The following is a 14,937-nucleotide window of genomic DNA, read 5'->3' on the forward strand; positions in this document are numbered from 1 at the left end:
TATGTTCTGGTATAATGATTGATGGTGTGAATTTTGAGCAGTCGCGGTTTGCTTTATGCAAGCTGAGGAAAGTCCACGCACGCACAAACTGAGATGTTTGTAGTGTTCGTATTCAGCTCAATAAGCTGGAGGATACATTTAGAGTGTATCACGGCGGAAAAAGTGCTAAGTCTTTGATATGCATGACTATCCTTGAAAGTGCCACAGTGACGTAGCAAGATGGGAAACTGTCTTGGTGGAACGAGGTAAACCCTGCGAGCGTGCAACCCAAATTTGGTGGGGGCGTTTCGACCTAAGAAAATGAACTAAAGGTCGGGTTATTACTTTAATTAGTAATAAAGATAGATGACTGCTGAAGGTATTTTTGCCAAAAATACTGGAACAGAACGTGGCTTATAGAAATTCACATTGGCAAAGTTGAGCTTCTTTGAGGCTCAACTTTTTTTATTGAAAAAGAAAAAGAGTGTTTAAAAATGGAAAAATATCAGCTTTATACAACAATGGGTGCTGGGTTTGAAAGTGTTGTAGCCAAAGAATTACAAAATTTAGGCTATAAGACCCAGACAGAAAATGGACGTGTATTTTTTGAAGGGACTCAGGAAGACATTGTAAAAACTAATCTTTGGCTTAGAACTGCCGATAGAGTTAAAATTCTGCTCAAAGAATTTAAGGCTTTAGATTTTGATACATTATATAATGAAGTTTATGACATGGATTGGGCTAAGTTATTGCCCGTTGATGCCAAGTTCCCTGTTCAAGGCCGAGCTGTAAAGTCAAAACTCCATTCTGAACCAGATGTTCAATCAATTGTTAAAAAAGCAATCGTTGATAAAATGATGGATCAATATCATCGTCGTGGCTTTTTACCAGAGACTGGTAGTGAATATCCACTTGATGTTCATATTTATAAAGACAAGGCTCGAATTTCACTTGATACTACGGGTGAAAGTCTATTTAAGCGCGGCTATCGTGTTGAACATGGGGGAGCTCCAATGAAAGAAAACTTCGCAGCAGGTTTACTGAAGCTTACTCCTTATAATGGAACTCATCCCTTAATTGATCCGATGACAGGATCAGGGACGTTAGCAATTGAGGCAGCCTTAATCGCTAAAAATATTGCTCCTGGAACTTGGCGCAAATTTGCTTTTGATAACTTTGATTGGTTCGATAAAAGTATCCATCCAAAAATGCTTGAAGAAGCAAAAGCACAAGTAAAGCCATTAGAGACTCCAATTTGGGCAAGCGATATTGATCAGTCAGTTTTGGAATTTGCTAAGCTTAATGCTCATAATGCAGGCGTTTTACAGGATATTCGTTTTAAGCAAGTTGCAGTAAAGGACTTTACAACTGATCTGGAAAATGGAATTATTATTGCCAACCCTCCATATGGTAAGCGATTAAAGGATAAGAAATCTGCAGAAGAACTCTATGAGCAAATGGGCGAAGTCTTGGGTAAATATACTGACTTTAGTCAATATTACTTAACTGCAGATCCAAATTTTGAAAAATATTTTGGCAAAAAAGCTACTAAAAAGCGTAAATTGTTCAATGGTAACTTACGTGTAGATTTCTATCAATATTGGGCAAATAGATAAAATGTTAACAAAAGAGTTAAATACGGAAGTTTGGGTAATTTCAGATACTCATTTGATTGCGGATAGCATTCACGATAATGGACAGGCTTTTTCTCGAATGCAAAAAACTAGTCAAGGTAAGGATTTATATTACCAAGAAACAGTACTCAAGGCGTTCAGAAAGATGGCTCAAGAAAAAAAGCCAGCTGCGATTGTGGTAACTGGAGATGTAACTTTTAATGGGGAACGGGTTTCTGCAGAAAAATTTGCGGAAATATTTCAACCTTTAAAAGATACTAAGTTACTTGTTTTACCAGGAAACCATGATATTTTTGATGGTTGGGCTAGAGAATTCCGTGGGAAAAAACAATTCTATGCTGGAGAAATTAGTCCAGCATTTTGGAAATCGATTTTTTATAAGTCATATAGCTGTGCAGAAAGTAAAGATAGAAGCTCACTAGCTTACAGCGTCCAGCTAAATCCCCAATACTTATTAATTTTGGCTGACTCTAATTATTATGGGAAAGAGGAAACCACTGAAGCTCCCCATACCCGAGGTCGAATTAATAAAGATCAATTAAATTGGATTGAGGATCAGTTAAAGATGGCCTCTAAAAACAATTTACGACCAATTATTTTCATGCATCATAATTTGTATGCGCACAATCCAGCAGTAAATAAAGGATATGTCCTCGATAATGCATCTGAATTGCGGAGATTGTGTGCCCGTTATAACGTAAAACTCGTTTTTTCTGGTCATATTCATGCCCAAAATATTATGGGACCTCAAGATATGACTCCAACTACAGAAGTAGTTACTTCAAGTTTTTGTTCTAATAACCAAGGCTATGGAGTGGTAAGATTACATTCGCGCCATATTACTTATATTCGTAAAACCTTTGATATGATGCCTTACTTAACTGAAGGAGAAAAGCAAGATTATACTTTAGCTCACTTTCATAATTACTTGGAGAATTTGCAATTAGGAAGTATTGCGGCTGATTTAATGCAAAGTGACCTACGTAAGAATCATAATAGTATTGATTTAGTTAGAGAAATGGGCACATTATTTGGTCGAATGAATTATAATTTTTACACTGGTCACAATCATATGAAGCCAGCTCATTTAAATAAAATTCATGGGACCCGTGCTTATCAAACTTTAATCAAGCAGCATCCAGAATATCGGCTGTATTTAAAGACTCTTTATGATACAAGCGACCATAGTAATTTACAGGTAAAGATTCGGTATTAGGAGAAATCAATGAAAAAGAAACATTTCATCTTTTTGGGAACTGCGGGGATCATTTACTATAGCTGGCTTTTTATCATTTTGTTTATCAGTTTGATTCTAATGTATGAAAGTAATACACCCATTAATTGGCCTGCTATCATTATTGGAGCGATCTTTGGGATTTGCTTTATTTATACTTATTTATTTTCTTATTGGACTCTCAACTACCTTAAGTTTCCTTATCGAAAAAAGCTTAAGATTTCTCATACTCCTGAACTGGTTCAAAGATATTGGTGGTTTAGTATTTATAAGATTAAACTTCAGGATTATCCTACTTATTATTTGCTTCGAATTGAAAAAAATAAAGCTACTTCTAGAGTGGCTTTATCAAAATAATAAGTTCTACATCTTTTTTATTAAGGTAACGACTTTTCAAGTTCCTTACTGAATTCGCTCTTTTGTAAACTAGTTGAAAGATACCAAACCACAGCTTGCTCGTCATGTACTGTGAATGCAATGCGAACTGACCCCATTTTACCTAGATTAAGCCGCATTTCGTAACAGGGAAGGTTATTAATCTTTCTTCTAGTAGCTAACTTAACTTTTGTCATCCCTGTTTGAACTTCTTTTTTAATTGCAAAGCCTATCTTTTCTTGAGCAACTTTCTTTGCTTGGGGATGTTTCTTGAAAAATAGTTTGCATCCCTTGTTAAATGATACTTTCAATTTATTTCACCAAATTTCTAACAAAAAAGCCTTAGATGCTAGTTATACCTAACATTATAAGGCTTTTTTCTCTAGATTTTACTTTAGTTCTTCAAGAGCAGCAGCATAATTTGGTTCATCAGTAATTTCATCAACAATTTGACGATAAATAATCATGCCATCTTTATCCAAAACCCAAACTGAGCGAGCAAGAATTCCCATCTCTGGAATCAAAAGGCCAGTAGCTTCACCAAATGAGTGACCCTCATCAGAAACTAATTGCATATTTTTCACGCCTTCAGCTGCACACCACTTTTGTTGATCTTCAATAGTATTGGTGGATACTGTCAAAAAGTTAACATCTGGATATTGATCCATCGTTTGATTAAACTTCTTAGTTTGAATACTGCAAACTGAAGTATTGATATCGGGCACTACACTAATGAGAGTAGTTTTACCCAAAAGATCTTGATTGGTTATCTTTTGACCATTTTTGTTAATAACCGTAAACTCAGGCATTTTCTCGCCAACTTTTGGTGGATTACCAACCAATCGACATTCTTTTCCTTTAAAAGTGACTTCCATGAAAATCCTCCTTAATTCAATCTGATATTAAACCTAGTATAGCAAATTCAAAATAAGGATTTAAATAAATTGCTTAGAAAGAAATTTATCATAAAGAGATGCGGAACTTCGTTAACTAATTTTTCTAATACCCAGCAATTAAAAACTTTTTTGTTATAATAGATTTTGAAAACTGTAAAAGGTGGGACCTAAATTCTAAAGTGAAAGATCAATTGCTAGATATTTTGTTACTTTTATAGAAGAAAGAGGCGCGCAACCGATGAAATCAGATATTCAAATTGCACAAGAAACAAAAGAGTTACCTATTACCGAAATTGCTAGTCACGTTGGTCTAAACCAAGACGATCTTGAACTATATGGCTACGATAAGGCAAAGATTAACTGGAAAGCTATCAAGAAAGCACGTCAAAATAAACATTTAGGCAAATTGATCCTTGTTACTTCAATTTCTCCAACTCCAGCTGGAGAAGGAAAGTCCACCATTACTATTGGGTTAGGCGATGCGATTAATAATCAATTGCATAAGAAAACAATGATTGCTTTGCGCGAACCTTCAATGGGACCCGTTTTTGGATTAAAAGGTGGTGCCACTGGTGGAGGAATGGCCCAAATCATTCCTATGGAAGATATTAACTTACATTTTACTGGTGACATGCATGCTTTAACTGCAGCAATCGATACTTTAGCTGCGTTGGTAGACAACTACATTTATCAAGACAATGAATTGAATCTTGATCCTGACCGTATTCTGCTTAAACGCGGAATCGATGTGAACGATCGTGCTTTAAGAAAGATTACTGTAGGTGAGGGATCTAAATTTAATGGGATTGAACACAACTCCAGCTTTGCTATTACTGTTGCTAATGAGTTAATGGCTATCTTGTGCTTGGCAACTGATATTGATGACTTAAAGGCTAGAATTGGTGATATACTAGTCGGATATACTAAAGAGGATAAACCTGTTTATGTAAAAGAACTTGGATTTGAAGGCGCAATTGCAGCACTTTTGTCAACTGCTTTAAAACCTAATCTTGTTCAAACTCTTGAACATACTCCAGCCCTGGTTCATGGAGGACCTTTTGCTAATATTGCTCATGGTGCCAATTCTGTGATGGCTACTAACTTGGCACTTCATTTAAGTGACTATACTTTAACTGAAGCTGGCTTTGGTAGTGATTTAGGTGGTCAAAAGTTTATGGATTTTGTTTCTAAGCACCTTGATAAAACTCCAGATGCAAGTGTAGTAGTTGCAACTGTACGAGCTCTTAAGTATCAATCACTTAAGTCAACTGATGATTTAGATGAAGAAAATCTTGATGCTTTACGTGATGGTTTTAAGAACCTGGAACGTCATATGAATAACATGCGCTCCTACAATGTGCCAGTAATTGTTTTAATCAATCGATTCACTACAGACACTGACGCTGAACTTGATTTACTTAAACAATTAGTTGAAGCACAAGATATTCAAGCAGAAATTGTTAACTATCATGATGCTGGTTCAAAGGGTGGCATTGAAGCTGCTCAAGCTGTAGTTGACCTTGCGGATTCTGGGAAAGCGCATCTAACTTCCACTTACAATGAAGATGATGATGTAAAAACTAAGATTGAAAAAGTGGCTCGTCATATTTATCACGCATCAAACGTTGAATATAGCGAAAAGGCAGAAAAGCAAATCAAAGAACTAGAAACTTTAAGAAAAGACAAGCTTCCAGTAATTATTGCTAAAACTCAATACTCCTTCAGTGATGATAAAAAGCAACTTGGCGCACCAACTGACTTTACCCTTCATGTAAAAGGAATCAATCTTAAAAATGGTGCTCACTTTATTGTAGTTACTACAGGACATGTACTTGATATGCCTGGTTTACCTAAGCATCCCGCTGCACTTGATATTGATGTTGATAATGATGGAAAGATAAGTGGTTTATTCTAATATATGCAATTTTTATATTTAATAATTTCCCTATGTGTTGTGATTGCAGATCAGGGTTTAAAAACATATATCGTTAATAATTATGCAATTGGTGAAACTCACCAAGTTATTCCAGGAATTCTTTCATTTAACTATCTTCAAAATAATGGTGCTGCTTGGAATATCTTACCAGGACAAATGTGGCTTTTTTATGTGATTAGCATTGTTGCAATTGGTGTTTGCGCATATTTTTTGTTTAATAAAAAGTATAAAAATCCTTTGTTTGATACTGGCCTAGCACTTGTATTAGGTGGGATTGTAGGTAACTTTATTGATCGTTTGCATCTAAAGTATGTAGTTGATATGTTACAGCTAGACTTTGTAAACTTTAATATCTTTAATATTGCTGATTCTGCAATCACAGTTGGTGTTATTTTGATTTTTATTTACTTATTATTTTTCGATGACAAGGAAGAAAACCATGGCAAATAGTTATGATTTAAGAGTACACGATGAAAAAGGGCGCCTGGATAAATATATCTCTGATAAAATTCCAGATTTATCGCGTACGAGAGTAAAAGAATTAGTTAAAGATGGAAATATTTTGGTCAATTCTAAAAAAGAAAAGGTTTCTTATAAAGTACAAGAAAATGATCAAATTTTTGTAAGTGTACCTGCAGTTAAGCCTCTTAATATTAAACCAGAAGATATCCCTTTAGATATCATATATGAAGACGCGGATGTAATTGTGGTCAATAAACCTCAAGGGATGGTTGTGCATCCCTCAGCGGGCCACCCCGATCACACTTTAGTTAATGCACTTTTATATCATACCCGCAACTTAGCCGATAGTCCGGAAGGATTTCGGCCAGGAATTGTCCATCGAATTGATAAGGATACCTCCGGTCTTTTGATGATTGCCAAAAATGCGAAGGCTAGAGAATCCTTAGAAGATCAACTAGCTCATAAAACTAATAAAAGACAATACTTGGCTATTGTTCACGGTAACTTTGGTGAGGATGACGGATTAGTTGATGCTCCTATTGGACGTAATCCTCATGATCGTAAGAAGATGGCTGTTGTTGAAAATGGGAAGAATGCAATTACTCATTTTAAAGTTTTAGAACAATTTAAAGGCTATAGTTTAATTATGTGCCAATTGGAAACTGGTCGGACACATCAAATCCGTGTTCATATGGCTTATATTGGCCATCCAGTTGCTGGAGATCCTTTATATGGTCCCAGAAAAACTTTAAAAGGAAAGGGTCAGTTTTTACATGCAAAAGTATTAGGATTTGAGCAGCCAACTACGCATGAATGGTTGGAATTTCAAGTAAATCCTCCTCATATTTTTGAAGAAAGACTTTCTGAATTAAGAAAAAAACAAGTGACAAAATGAAACGATATTTAATACTTGAAGATGGAAGTTCCTTCGCTGGAGAAGGAATAGGTTCAACAATTATTTCTACAGGTGAACTCGCGATTCAAACTGCTAATTATGGATATCAGGAGGCTTTAACTGATCCCACGAATGCAGGTAAAATTTTAGTTTTTACCACCCCTATGATTGGAAATACAGGTATTAATGCCATTGATTATGAAAGCATTGATCCCCCTGTCAAAGGGATTATTGCCAATGATGTAGCTCAAAAAGTTTCAAATAGTGAAAATTTTCAGGATTTAGCTTCTTTTTTAAAAGAAAAGAATATTCCTGGAATTTTTAATGTAGATACACGGGCCTTGGTTCATCGCCTATCAGAAGAAAAGACTATCAAAGCCTCAATTATGGATACTGATGATGAACATGCCTTTGATCAAATTAAAGCTCTAGTTCTACCAAAGAACAAGTCAATGAATGTTTCTACTAAAAATGCCTATGCTGCTCCTAATGTAGGCAAAACAGTCGCTGTAATTGATCTTGGATTAAAACATTCCATGTTACGAGAACTTTCATTAAGACAAGTTAATGTTACTGTATTGCCATACAATGCAACTTCGACTGATATTGAAAACTTGCGACCAGATGGCATTATTATTTCTAATGGCCCTGGAAAACCTGGCGAATTATCTTCTGTATTAACTCCAATTTTGGATTACTTTTACGGTAATTTACCTATCTTGGGAATTGGATTAGGCTTTTTAATTCTCAGTGATTATCTAGATTTTGAATTAGTAGACTTACCTGAAGAATTTGATGGGGTAAATTATCCTGTAATTGAACAAAATTCTGATGCCATTTGGCAAACTTCCATGGATATTGATAAATTAGTGCTCCCTGATAATATACAAATGAATATGAATCAAGAATATTTCGATTTACACAGTGATCTGCTTGCTGGATATTGTAATGACAGTAAAAAGATTATCGCGACAGCTTTTAATCCTGAAGGGGCACCAGGTAGTCTAGACGCTGTGGGAATATTTGATCAATTTTTACACATGATGGAGTAATTTAAATGCCTTTAGAAAACGATTTGGATAAAATATTGATAATTGGCTCGGGTCCCACTTTGATTGGTAGTGTAGCAGAAATGGATTTGTTAGCAACTGATGCCATTGATGCTTTAACTGAAGAGGGGATCCAAGTTGTAATTGTTAATCCTAATCCAGCAACCATTTCTACAGATAAACGTCCTAATGTAACTGTTTATCTTGAACCAATGACTTTAGATTTTTTTAAAAGAATCTTACGAATGGAAGAGCCGGATGCGATTATGACAGCTTATGGTTCTACTACCGGTTTAAAAGTAGCTCATAAATTACTGCAAGATGGCATTCTTCAACAGATGGGAATCAAATTACTAACGCTGAACTCGAAAACTTTGCAGATGGGCAATCAACAAAAAAGAACTGATTTCTTGCAAAAAATTGGCGTTGAAGTTAACCGCTCCTGGCAACTTAATACGGCTATTCATGATTTAAGTAATAATACTCTCAACATTAAAGACGTCTCTTTTCCGGTAATGGTAACTAAATATCATAAATATGTTCACAATGAGCATTTAGGATTTCCAACTCCTGAAGAGTTGATAGCTTATTTTAAAGCAGAAAATCAAAGTGAAAACTTTTCTTGGAAGCATTATCGTTTAATTGAAGATCTTTCATCTTGGGAAGAAGTAATTGTAAATATTATTCGAGATAGTGAAGGTAATCTAGTTTTTATTAATTTTGCAGATTCGCTTGAACCTGTTGCAACTAACTCGGGGGACTCTTCCGTAGTAATGCCGAGTTTGACTTTAAACAATGATCAAATTCAAGAATTAAGGCAAACGGTTAAGAAAATTGCTGAAAATTTAAATGCGGTAGGAATTCTTAGTATTCATTTTGCGGTGCGTCATCGTGATACGCAAATCCAAACTAAGGTCCTCTCTATAACTCCACGGTTAACTCGAAGTGCGGTTTGGGCTCAACGCTCAGAACTTTACAGTGTAGGATACATTGTGGCTAAAGTTGCGATTGGTTTCCATTTAAATGAAATCATTGATCCAACCTCTGGATTAAATGCAGCCATTGAACCAATTTTAGATACCGTTACAGTTAAAGTGCCATATTGGTCTTTAACAGAATCAGGTTATAATCACTATCGTTTAGGTAAAAGAATGCAAGCTAGTGGAGAAGCTATTGGAATAGGACGAAATTTTGAAACAGCTTTTTTAAAAGGACTTGCTTCAACTATCGATGTTGATCTTTCTTTATCTGTCTTTAAAAAAGAAGTAGCTAAAGAAAATGATGAAATTAAAGATGATCTGCGTCATCCTGATGAGCTACACCTAATTCGACTTCTAGCAGCTATTTATAAAGGCTTATCATACGCAGATTTACAGAATGTCGTTTTTTTGCATCCCGTTTATTATCAAAAACTACAACATATCATCAGTTTAGTGCAAGAGCTAGAAGAGAAGTCTCTTACCGACAGCAAGCTTCTTCTAGAGGTTAAAAAGCGCGGCTTTTCAAATACATTGATTTCTGAAATTACGCATAGTTCTTTAGCTAAAGTTGAAGAAAGATTGATTGATTTAAATATTAAACCGAGCTTTTTAGAAATTGATGGAAGTGCAGGAGTCTATCCTCCAAATGTACACGCGTATTACAGTGCTTATGATGTACAAGATGAGGTTAAGGATCTTAAGGACGACAAAAAAGTTTTAATCATTGGTATTTTACCTCTCCAAGTTTCAGTAACTAGTGAGTTCGATTATATGTTAGCTCATTCAATCAAAACTTTACATAATAATGGATATACCACTGTGCTTTTGTCAAATAATGATGAATCAATCGCTGCTCGCTATCGAGATGTAGATCGAGTTTACTTTGATCCCATTACTATAGAAAACATCCTCACAATTGCTAAAAAGGAAAATATCAAGGACGTTCTTTTACAATTTTCGGGTAAAAAGGTAAGTGCCTTTAGTCAAAAGTTAATTGATAATGGATTACATATTTTAGGGAGAGAAGCCCTTAATCCTCGAGAAAAAATTAATAAGCTGCTTTCAGATAATTATCTTGATGTTAAAAGAGTACCATCCTTAACAACGACTGATTTAAGTGAAGTTGATAATTTTATCAAATTATATGGTTTCCCAATCCTTATTGGAGGGATGAGTAAAGAAATCAAACAAAAATCTGCAGTCGTTTATGATCAGCCAGCTTTAATTAAATATTTGAATGAAAATAAACTGGATCAGATCTCAGTATCGCGATTTATTGAAGGCAACAAATATGAAGTAACAGCAATCTCTGATGGTCAATCCGTAACTATTCCAGGTATTATTGAACATCTAGAACAAACAGGCTCTCATGCATCCGATTCAATTGCTGTCTTTAAACCTCAGAACCTGTCACCTAAAAGTCAACAGAAATTGGTTTCATACTCTATCAAGCTGATTAAAAAGCTATACATGCGTGGTATTTTTAATTTGCATTATCTCAAAGTAGGTAAACAGCTTTATTTATTGCAAATTAAGCCATATGCAGGCCATAATGTCGCATTTCTGTCTAAGTCTTTAGGACAAGATATTACAGCTTGCGCTACTGAAGTATTAATTGGCAAGAAGTTATCAGAATTAGGCTATGAAGAAAATCTATGGCCTGTAAATGATTTTATCCATGTGAAAATGCCAGTATTTTCTTATATTAACTACAACAGTGACAATACATTTGACTCTAAAATGAAATCATCTGGTTCAGTTATGGGCCGCGATACTCATCTAGCTAAAGCTTTATATAAAGGATATGAAGCAAGCGACTTGCATATTCCAAGCTATGGAACCATCTTTATTTCAGTTAGAGATGAAGATAAAGAAAAGATCACCAGCTTAGCGAGAAGATTCGACAGGTTAGGTTTTAAATTAATCGCTACAGAAGGTACTGCAAATATGTTTGCGGAAGCTGGAATTACGACCGGTGTAGTTGACAAGGTTCGAACTGATCCACGGAATCTTTTAGAAAAAATTCGGTTGCATAAAATTGTGATGGTAGTAAATATTACCAATTTATCTGATGCGGCCAGTGGGGATGCAAATTTGATTCGTGATCAAGCTTTGTATACCCATATTCCAGTGTTTTCGAGTATTGAAACCACTGAATTAATTTTAGACGTATTGGAATCATTAGCTTTAACCACTCAACCAATATAAAAATAAAAGCACTCAATGAGTGCTTTTTTCTTAGTCTATTTTTTTAGATAAAACATCTTTTTCTTCTGGAGTTACCTCAATTGAATTTTGACCAGTATAAATTACAAAACCTGGCTTAGCTCCATTAGGCTTTTTAACTCTTTTATCTTGAACATAGTCTACTGGAACATGAGCTGAAAGCTTACCTTTTGAAAAGTAAGCTGCAATTTCGGCTGCTTCTTGGATATCCTGATCAGTGGGGTTACTGTCCATCAAGATTACGTGAGAGCCAGGCATGTTTTTAACGTGGAACCAATAGTCGTTCTTATTAGCCTTTTTCAAGGTTAACCAATCATTTTGATAATTATTCTTGCCAACCAAAACAGTTTTACCAGAAGAAAGCTTGAACTTATTCAAGTTTTTCTCGGTAATTTTCTTTCTGCGTTTATTCTTTTTTTGCTTTCTAATATAACCTTGGTTAATCAATTCATCGTTGATTTGCTCAATATCTTCGGGATCTGCATTATCAATTGCAGTTTGAATAGAATCAAAATATCTTAAGTTAGTTTCGGCAATTTTAATTTGTTCATTAACGTGCTTGATTGAATCACGCATTTTCTTATACTTAGTAAAGTACTTTTGTGCATTTCGAGCCGGAGAGAGCGCAGGGTTAAGTTTAATCTCGATTGGATTATTATTGTCATAATAATTAGGCAAAGAGATACTTTCCATCCCAGCTTTTACTTGGGTTAAATGAGCATTTAAAATTTCACCACGAATTCGGTATCCTTCAGAATTTTCAGCTAAATTAAGCTGCTTCTTAAGCTTAATAATCTTTTTTGAAAGCTTCTTTTGTTCATTTTTAACGACACGTTCTACCTGACTAGCACGTTGTTTTACCCAATCACGCGTAGCTTGATATTCATAAAATTCATCTAAAGCATGATTTAAATCTGGATCTGAACTTTCTTTAGTTAATTCTAAATGGTAGGGAAGGTAGCAAAAGATTTTTCGTTTATTCCGATCAGTTTTCAATACATAACCACGCGGATTGTCGAACTGATTAAAGAACGTCTTAAAGGAAGAATAGGAATAATCATCTTCTAGATATCCCAGTAATTCCATCCGATCATCACGATCTAAACCATCAATCTTACGAACAAAGTCTGCGGGCTCACTAGTGGCCTGTATTTGTTTAAATTCGGGTTCAGTCATTTCTAAACCATTAATACCTGGCTTTAGAGGAGGGAGTTCATATTTTGCTTTAGGAAGTAAGATACGAGCTCGATTTTCATCAGGATTAATTCGCTTTAGTAAATCAATAATATGACCTGTTTTCTGATCGTACAAAATCACATTACTATGTCTGCCCATTAGTTCCACTGAAAGAACTAATTGAACTTGATCTCCAAGCTCATTTCGATTGCTAAAATGGAAGTTTATAATTCGATTGACGCCGACTTGATCAATTGACTGTAAAACAGACCCCTCTAGATACTTTCTCAAAACCATCACGAAAGTGGGTGCGGTATCTGGATTAGAGATAGATTGTTTGGTTAGGTATATTCTAGGATATTGAGCATTAGCAGAAATAAGTAACTGATAGTTTTTACGCTCTTTTCTAAATACTAAAACTAAATCTTGATTAAATGGTTGATAAATTTTAGATAAACGCCCCGTTAACAGAGTAGGAGCTAACTCTTTTAATAGACTATGGATAAATAAACCATCAAAAGCCATATATATCACCTCAAAACATGTTTTATTATACCAGTTAATTTAATTATTTGAAATTTAGATAGTTAATCTGAATTTTTACATAAACATATATCCACTTTTACATATTTAAGAATCATGTTATAAAATATAAAAAGATGGGATTAATAATACGGTTATCAAAGTTAATATTTATGATAGAATAACCTTATATTTTACTTTGGAGAAGAATGCAATGGATATATTGTCCTTTAATATAATTTCTGACTTTATTAAAAAAGAGATTAATGAGCAGTGTGGTCTAAACCTTTCTCAAACTCGTTTATTGTTGTTCTTTGATGGCAATCAAAATCAACCTTTGACTATGGGAAATTTAGCTCAGAGCTTAAATATCTCTTTATCTACCTTAAGTCGACAATTACAACAAGATAAAACCAAAAAGCTAATAAATATTACTAAATCTGACAATGATTCAAGTAAAAAAGTGAATTTAAATAATATTGGCATTGAAAAAATGACAACTTTAAAATTAACACTCAAACAAATCGAGAATCAACTATTTAATAGTTTTGCACCTAATGATTCAATGTTTTTTATTAAGCAATTGACCATTTTGGCCAGAAAAGCTATGTTTTAGTCTTTTAGTCGAATCTAGTAATATTTTATGCTATAATTTTTCTATACAATCAGAAAATATGAAAGGGTTAATAACATGAAGATTGCATTAGTTACCGACAGTACTAGTGTCTTAACAGAACAGGAAATCAAAGAAAACAATGTAATCGTTGCACCTATTCCAATCATTATTGGAGACAAAGAATACTTAGAAGGCGTCAACATTACATCTAAGCAGCTTTTTGAAACCCAAAAGCAAGGTGCGGCATTTCCAAAAACTTCCCAACCAAGTATGGGGGAAATGATTAGTCTTTTCAATAAGCTTCATGATGAAGGCTATGAAGCTATTATCACTGTAACTTTATCAAGTGGTATCTCTGGATTTTTCCAAACTTTACAAAATGTTGCTCGCAATAATCCTGAATATCATTTATATCCTTATGATTCTAAGATGACAGTTCGTCTTCAAGGCTATCTTGTATTAGCTGCTGCCAAGATGATTAAAGCAGGCTATACACCGGAAGAAATTTTAGAGCGGTTGGACAAGATTAGAGCAACGATTGATGAATTGTTCATAGTTGATGATCTTAAGAATTTGAGTCGTGGAGGCCGTTTAAGCAATGCAAGTGCCTTTATTGGAACCATGCTTCACATTAAACCACTTCTTACTTTTGAAGATGGAAAAATCGTAGCCTTTGATAAGATTCGCTCCTTAAAGCGTGCGGTTTCTAAAGTAGAAGATATTGCTTTAGAAAGAACTAGTAAGTTGCCCTATAAAGATAAACTTCGCTTGTTTGTTTTCCATTCTAACGATGAAAAGCAAACCGAAGGGATTAAAGAGTTTATTTTAGACAATTTCCCAGGGATGCCTGTTGATGTGGCAGAATTTAGTCCTGTAATTGCGACTCACTTAGGAGAAAAGTCAATTGCCATTGCGTGGATGATTGATATTGATAAATTAGAATTTTAAGAATAAAAA

Annotated in this window: 13 protein-coding genes and 1 other RNA gene; 11 read left to right on the forward strand and 3 right to left on the reverse strand. The window is 34.6% G+C overall.

Features of this window, described 5'->3' with window-relative positions; all coding sequences use genetic code 11:
* Positions 1-29: 29 nt before the first annotated feature.
* The 4 genes from rnpB (at position 30) to KBW87_RS04125 (ending at position 3,204) form a co-directional block, all read left to right on the forward strand.
* Positions 30-401: RNase P RNA component class B (gene rnpB / locus KBW87_RS04110), an RNA gene on the forward strand.
* Positions 402-473: 72 nt separating this feature from the next.
* Entirely contained in the window at positions 474-1,595 is a 1,122-nt protein-coding gene (locus KBW87_RS04115) for a THUMP domain-containing class I SAM-dependent RNA methyltransferase (RefSeq protein ID WP_057811150.1), read from the forward strand.
* Position 1,596: 1 nt separating this feature from the next.
* Positions 1,597-2,829 (forward strand): metallophosphoesterase, encoded by a 1,233-nt coding sequence (locus tag KBW87_RS04120; protein WP_057811152.1) that lies wholly within the window; start codon positions 1,597-1,599, stop codon positions 2,827-2,829.
* Between the two features lie 9 nt (positions 2,830-2,838).
* The gene (locus KBW87_RS04125) at positions 2,839-3,204 is read left to right on the forward strand and encodes an EbsA family protein (RefSeq protein WP_057811154.1); all 366 of its coding nucleotides are present in this window, start codon (positions 2,839-2,841) and stop codon (positions 3,202-3,204) included.
* Positions 3,205-3,224: 20 nt separating this feature from the next.
* Here the strand turns inward: KBW87_RS04125 and KBW87_RS04130 are convergent, their stop codons facing one another.
* Positions 3,225-3,533: a hypothetical protein gene (locus KBW87_RS04130; protein WP_057811156.1), complete on the reverse strand. Its 309-nt coding sequence runs from the start codon at positions 3,531-3,533 to the stop codon at positions 3,225-3,227.
* A gap of 78 nt (positions 3,534-3,611) precedes the next feature.
* A complete protein-coding gene (tpx, locus tag KBW87_RS04135) occupies positions 3,612-4,097 on the reverse strand; it encodes a thiol peroxidase (protein ID WP_057811159.1) in 486 nt (161 codons plus the stop codon).
* 259 nt (positions 4,098-4,356) lie between these two features.
* Here tpx and KBW87_RS04140 point away from each other — a divergent pair, with 259 nt between their 5' ends.
* From KBW87_RS04140 to carB, 5 genes are read left to right on the forward strand one after another with little or no spacing between them, the layout of a single operon-like run.
* Complete coding sequence (locus KBW87_RS04140) at positions 4,357-6,033, forward strand: formate--tetrahydrofolate ligase (RefSeq protein WP_057811161.1); 1,677 nt, start codon at positions 4,357-4,359, stop codon at positions 6,031-6,033.
* Positions 6,034-6,036: 3 nt separating this feature from the next.
* Positions 6,037-6,504, forward strand: coding sequence for a signal peptidase II (gene lspA, locus KBW87_RS04145; RefSeq protein WP_004042582.1), 468 nt, complete (start codon positions 6,037-6,039; stop codon positions 6,502-6,504).
* Positions 6,494-7,411, forward strand: a complete 918-nt coding sequence (locus KBW87_RS04150) for an RluA family pseudouridine synthase (RefSeq protein WP_057811163.1) — start codon at positions 6,494-6,496, stop codon at positions 7,409-7,411. Before lspA ends, KBW87_RS04150 begins: the two co-directional genes overlap by 11 nt.
* Positions 7,408-8,463, forward strand: coding sequence for a carbamoyl phosphate synthase small subunit (locus tag KBW87_RS04155; protein WP_057811165.1), 1,056 nt, complete (start codon positions 7,408-7,410; stop codon positions 8,461-8,463). The genes KBW87_RS04150 and KBW87_RS04155 overlap by 4 nt, the downstream gene beginning before the upstream one ends.
* Before the next feature lie 5 nt (positions 8,464-8,468).
* Positions 8,469-11,648 carry a carbamoyl-phosphate synthase large subunit gene (carB, locus tag KBW87_RS04160; protein WP_057811168.1) on the forward strand — a complete coding sequence of 1,060 codons (3,180 nt, stop codon included), beginning with the start codon at positions 8,469-8,471 and terminating at the stop codon, positions 11,646-11,648.
* Positions 11,649-11,678: 30 nt separating this feature from the next.
* Here carB and KBW87_RS04165 read toward each other — a convergent pair whose 3' ends face one another.
* Entirely contained in the window at positions 11,679-13,367 is a 1,689-nt protein-coding gene (locus KBW87_RS04165; protein WP_057811170.1) for an Rqc2 family fibronectin-binding protein, read from the reverse strand.
* A gap of 211 nt (positions 13,368-13,578) precedes the next feature.
* On the opposite strand from KBW87_RS04165, the gene KBW87_RS04170 reads away from it, so the two are divergent.
* Positions 13,579-13,980, forward strand: coding sequence for a winged helix DNA-binding protein (locus KBW87_RS04170; RefSeq protein ID WP_057811172.1), 402 nt, complete (start codon positions 13,579-13,581; stop codon positions 13,978-13,980).
* A 75-nt stretch (positions 13,981-14,055) separates the two neighbouring features.
* Entirely contained in the window at positions 14,056-14,928 is an 873-nt protein-coding gene (locus KBW87_RS04175) for a DegV family protein (RefSeq protein WP_057811175.1), read from the forward strand.
* The last annotated feature ends 9 nt before the right edge of the window (positions 14,929-14,937 follow it).

Origin of the sequence: Lactobacillus intestinalis (assembly GCF_024397795.1) — a bacterium.
In the GTDB taxonomy this organism is placed as follows: domain Bacteria; phylum Bacillota; class Bacilli; order Lactobacillales; family Lactobacillaceae; genus Lactobacillus; species Lactobacillus intestinalis.